Origin of the sequence: Streptomyces sp. NTH33, from assembly GCF_003236365.1 — a bacterium.
Classification (GTDB): Bacteria; Actinomycetota; Actinomycetes; order Streptomycetales; family Streptomycetaceae; genus Streptomyces.
This window is the reverse complement of sequence record NZ_POTZ01000520.1, coordinates 1-4,547: the sequence shown is the minus strand read 5'-3', so window position 1 is coordinate 4,547 and position 4,547 is coordinate 1. Positions and strand designations below refer to the sequence as shown.

Genomic DNA, 4,547 nt, shown 5'->3' with positions numbered 1-4,547 from the left:
GGGCGGGGTCGCGCCAGGGGGCGGTGGTCATGGAGCTCCTGTCAGAGACGTCGGAAGAGGGTGGGTTCACTTGCCGCCCACGCCCATCAGACCGCCCACGAGGGCGCGCCGGGCCACCAGGTAGACGGCGAAGATCGGGATGCCGGAGAGGACGACGGAGGCGAGCAGGGCGGGGATGTTCACGCCGAACTCGGTGACGTAGTTGAACAGGCCGAGGGTCAGCACGCGCGGGCCGTCGGACTGGGTGAAGATCAGCGGGAAGATGAAGCCGTTCCAGGCCTGGAGGGCGGAGTAGACGACGACCGTGCTGATGCCGCCCTTGGCCATCGGGATGACCAGCTGGAACAGCATCCGTGTGGGGGAGGCGCCGTCCAGCGCCATCGCCTCGTACAGCTCCTCGGAGATGTCCCGCAGGGTGCCGGTGAGGATGAGCGTCGAGACCGGCATCGCGAACGCCGCCGTCGGCAGGATGATCGCGAGCAGGCTGTCGTAGAGGTCCAGCTCGGCGATCATCAGGTAGAGCGGGACGACGACCGCCTGGGCCGGGATGGCGACCCCGAGCAGGAACATGCGGAAGGCCGCGCCCGACCAGAAGCTGCGGGTGCGGACGGCGACGTAGGCGAGCGGGACGCACAGCACGAGGACGATGGCCACCACCGCCGCCGCGACGGTCACCGTGTTGGCGAGGAGGTGGCCGAAGCCGCTGTGCAGGACGGTGTTGTAGTTCTCCAGGGTCGGGTGCGCGGGCGGGTCGAGGGCGCTGCCGCCCAGGCTCTCGTCCTGGCGGGTCAGCGACGCCGAGATCATCGCGTAGATCGGGATGATCACGACGACCAGCCAGATGACCGAGCCGAGGCCGGCCAGCGGGTTCGGGCGCCTGGTCCAGTGGCGGCGGCGGTGCGCGGGGGCCGCGGTCACCCGCGTCCGGGGGGTGCGTAGCGGACGGCGCGGCAACGTGTCGTGTGTCACGGCGTCACATTCCTTCCCTGGTGCTGCGCATGGCGCCGAAGCCGGTCAGCCGGACCAGCAGCAGCGACAGCGCGGTGGCGGCCACGACGAGGAAGGACGCGACGGCGCTCGCGTAGCCGAAGTCGTAGCTCTTGAAGCCCGCCTCGTACATCAGGTACGGCAGGATCGCGGTGTCCGTGCCCGGGCCGCCCTGGGTCAGGATCAGGACGGTCTCGAAGTACGTGAGCGAGCCGACGATCATCAGCACGCTGGACGTGGTCGCCGTGTTGCGCAGCTGGGGCAGGGTGATCGAGAAGAACTGGCGGTAGCGGCCGGCGCCGTCGATGGCCGCGGCCTGGTAGAGGACCTCGGGGATCTGCCGTGCCCCGCCCTGGTAGATCAGGGTGTGGAAGGGGATGAACTGCCAGCCGCCGACGAAGACGATCGCGAGGAAGGCGCCGGACGTCGAGCCGAACGTGTCCGCGTGGATGATCCCGAAGTTCGGGTCGAGCAGGGAGTAGAACAGCAGCGCGATCGCCGTCGAGGACAGCAGGAACGGCGTGAAGAAGATCGCCGACAGCACCGCCCGGTTGCGCTGGTGGCCCGCCGCCCAGACGCCCAGCAGCAGCGAGATCACCGTCTGGAAGGTCCAGCTGACGACGGTGAGCAGCACGGTCACCGTCAGGGACTGGGTCAGCCGCGGATCGTGCAGGAGTTTCTGCCAGTTGGCCAGACCCGTGGGTTCGGGGTCGCCCAGGCCGTTCCACTTGGTGAAGGACAGGTAGAAGGCCAGCGCCAGCGGGGCGATCGCGAAGAAACCGAAGAACAGAACACCGGGCAGGGCCCAGGCGGCGTGCGGGCGACCGGCCCGCACGCCTCTCCCGGGCCTGCCCTTCGTCCCGGTGGAGACCGTCGAGCTCACTTCAGCCCCTGGAGCGCGGACACGAACTGGCTCGGGCTCGACTTGCCCACGAACAGCTTGTTGATCTCGGTCAGCATCGGCGTCGAGATGTTCGGGTCGACCGCCTGGTCCCAGCTCAGGGTGAAGGCGGGCGCCTGCTGCACCATCTCGTACTGGAACTTGGCGAACTCGGGGTTGGGGGAGGCGTCCAGCAGCGTGGCCGCGTTGGACGTGGTCGGGATGTCGCCGTTGGCGATCAGCTCCTTGGCGTACTGCTCGGAGGCGCACGTCCGCAGGAAGGCGATCGCCGCGTCCTTGTTGGACGTACGGGAGTTCACCGACCAGTAGTTGGTGGGGTTGCCGACGACGTTGCGGATGTCGCCGGCGCCGCCCTCGTACTTCGGGAACGCGAACCAGCCCAGGTTCTTCTTGGCGAAGTCCGGGAACACACCGAGCTGCGTGGAGTACTCCCACGAGCCCATCAGGTGCATGGCCGCCTTGCCCTTGGCGAAGAGCGCCGGCGCGCCCTTGTCGTTGTACGCCACCGAGTTGTAGCCCTTGCCGAAGGCGCCGTCGTCGATGAGCTGCTTGACCGTCTCGGCGGCCTTGAGGACGGCCGGGTCGCCCCAGCCGGCGGAGTCGCCGTTCTTGATCTTCTCGAAGACGTCGGGGCCGCCGATGCGGTCGACCAGGTACTCCAGCCACATCAGTTCCGGCCAGATGTCGGCGCCGCCGAGCGCGAACGGGGTGATGTTCGCCTTCTTCAGCTTGGCGTTGATGTCGAGCAGCTGGTCCCAGGTGGTGGGCGGCTGGAGCTTGTGCTCGGCGAAGACGGCCTTGTTGTAGAAGACCATCACCGGCTGCATGCCGCGCATCGGTATGCCGTAGTTGCGGCCGCTGAGGGCGCCGGCCGCGAGCACGGAGGGCAGGAAGCCGTCCTTGAGGACCGAGTCGGACTCGATGGTGTCGGTGAGGTCGATCAGCTGGCCGGCGTCCTTGTACGCCTTGATGGAGCCGCCGCCCCAGTTGAAGAAGATGTCCGGGGCGTGGGGCGAGCCCATCGCCGTGCGCAGCTTGGCCGGGTAGTCGGAGGCCGGCACCTTCTCCAGCTTGATCTTGCCCTTCGCCTTCTTGGCCTCGGCCGAGGCGTTGAACCGGTTGACGGCCGCGGCCTGCACCTTCACCGCGTCGTCGCCGTACACGATCGCCGTGAGCGTGCCGCCCGAGCTGCCGGAGCCGCTGCCGGAACCGCAGGCGGTGAGGCCTGCGGCGGAGATGAGGGTGGTGGCGCCGGCGCCGAGAAACCAGCGCCTGCTGTAGGACTCCATGTGACGGCACCTCTCACGAATGTCGTGTTCCGATTGTTCGTCTGGCCGAACTGTTCGAGTGGCCGAATGTTTCGTATGGCACTTCGAATGTTCCGGGAACCTAAGGCGGTCGAGGGGGTTCGTCAAGAGGTCGCGCAGAGATACGATCGCCGCCATGAAGCCGACGAAGACCGCAGGAACGCAGACCGCCACGCTCGCCGAGATCGCCCGCGAGGCCGGTGTGTCGGCTCCGACTGTTTCGAAGGTTCTCAACGGTCGTGCCGACGTCGCTCCGACCACCCGCTCCCGGGTCGAGGAGCTGCTGCGGGCTCACGGCTACCGGCGCAGGCGCGCCGAGGCGACCCGCTCGCCGCTGATCGACCTGGTCTTCCACGAGCTGGAGAGCGCCTGGGCGATGGAGGTCATCCGGGGCGTGGAGAACGTGGCACGGGACGCGGGGCTGAGCGTCGTGCTCTCGGAGAGCGCGGGCCGGCTCACTCCCGGGCGGACCTGGGCCGACCAGGTCGCCGCCCGTCGTCCGCACGGCGTGATCCTGGTGCTGTCCGGGCTCGACGAGTCCCAGCGGGCGCTGCTGACCAGCCGCTCCATCCCGTTCGTGGTGATGGACCCGGCCGGCGACCCGGGCGCCGACGTGCCCTCGATCGGCGCCACCAACTGGCAGGGCGGGCTGGCCGCCACCCGGCACCTGGTGGAGCTCGGGCACACCCGTATCGGCGCGATCAGCGGGCCGTCCCGGATGATGTGCAGCCGCGCCCGGGTCGACGGCTACCGGGCCGCGCTGGAGACGGCCGGGCTGCCGGTGGACCCGTCGCTGATCGTGACCGGCGACTTCCACCACGAGGCCGGCTACCGGCTGGGCCTGAAGCTGCTGCGCCGCGAGGACCGGCCGACCGCCGTCTTCGCGGGCAACGACCTCCAGGCGCTCGGGGTGTACGAGGCGGCGCGCGAGCTGGGGCTGCGCATCCCGGAGGACCTGAGCGTGGTCGGCTTCGACGACCTGCCGGTGGCGCGCTGGGTGGGGCCGCCGCTGACGACCGTGCGCCAGCCGCTGACGGAGATGGCGGAGGCGGCGGCGAAGTTGGTGCTGGACCTCGGGCGCGAGGAGGAGTCGCCGGTGGCGACCCGGGTGGAGCTGGCCACGAGCCTGGTGGTGCGCAGCAGTACGGCGGCGCCGGCGGGGTGAGAGCGGGGCGGGACCGGGGTGCCGAGGCGTGTCGAAACTTTCGGAGACGAGATTTTCCGAAGAAAAGCCTTTTGCTGTCCTCCCCCTGACGAACTCTTCGTGAATCGGTCGTATGTTCCTCTCTGTGAGGGGACACAACAGGGGACATGACAGGAAACACGGCGGGGGACAGGACGGGGGACACGAC

At 69.1% G+C, this 4,547-nt stretch carries 4 protein-coding genes; 1 reads left to right on the top strand and 3 read right to left on the bottom strand.

Translation table 11 applies throughout. The annotated features are described in order from the left end of the window. Positions 1–66: 66 nt before the first annotated feature. From C1I97_RS31985 to C1I97_RS31975, 3 genes are read right to left on the bottom strand one after another with little or no spacing between them, the layout of a single operon-like run. Positions 67–969, bottom strand: a complete 903-nt coding sequence (locus C1I97_RS31985) for a carbohydrate ABC transporter permease (RefSeq protein WP_441349173.1) — start codon at positions 967–969, stop codon at positions 67–69. A 4-nt stretch (positions 970–973) separates the two neighbouring features. Then, positions 974–1,870: a carbohydrate ABC transporter permease gene (locus tag C1I97_RS31980; RefSeq protein ID WP_111006549.1), complete on the bottom strand. Its 897-nt coding sequence runs from the start codon at positions 1,868–1,870 to the stop codon at positions 974–976. Further along, positions 1,867–3,177, bottom strand: coding sequence for an ABC transporter substrate-binding protein (locus C1I97_RS31975; RefSeq protein WP_111006548.1), 1,311 nt, complete (start codon positions 3,175–3,177; stop codon positions 1,867–1,869). Before C1I97_RS31975 ends, C1I97_RS31980 begins: the two co-directional genes overlap by 4 nt. 154 nt (positions 3,178–3,331) lie before the next feature. On the opposite strand from C1I97_RS31975, the gene C1I97_RS31970 reads away from it, so the two are divergent. Beyond that, positions 3,332–4,360 carry a LacI family DNA-binding transcriptional regulator gene (locus C1I97_RS31970; RefSeq protein WP_111006547.1) on the top strand — a complete coding sequence of 343 codons (1,029 nt, stop codon included), beginning with the start codon at positions 3,332–3,334 and terminating at the stop codon, positions 4,358–4,360. Positions 4,361–4,547 lie beyond the last annotated feature (187 nt).